Annotated in this window: 1 protein-coding gene; it reads right to left on the reverse strand. The window is 57.6% G+C overall.

The features are described 5' to 3' along the window. The coding region (locus tag BLO31_RS10175) for a VCBS domain-containing protein (protein WP_139158990.1) at nt 1-309 on the reverse strand (309 nt) is incomplete at both ends.

Here is a 309-nt window from a genome sequence, read left to right on the forward strand (position 1 = left end):
CCATTGATGGTGATGGTCACCACCTGCTCGGTGCCGTCTTCCGATTGCACCGTGAAGCTTTCTGTCAGAGTATCGTTCACGTTCAACCCGTTGACCTGCTGGTTGCCGTTGTCCAGCTCGTAGGTCCACTCGCCATTCGCATCCACACTGAACGTACCGTAACGGCCTTTCTCACCGGCATTCGCCACGAACACGTTGTCGGTGTTGTCCGCGTCTTTTGAGGTCAAGGTGCCCGTCGCGGTGTTGTCCGCCGCGTTTTCGGTCACGCCGCCGCTGACATCACCACTGATAGCGGCCTTATCATTCGCA

The organism is Vibrio sonorensis, assembly GCF_001854765.1.
Taxonomy (GTDB): Bacteria; Pseudomonadota; Gammaproteobacteria; order Enterobacterales; family Vibrionaceae; genus Vibrio; species Vibrio sonorensis.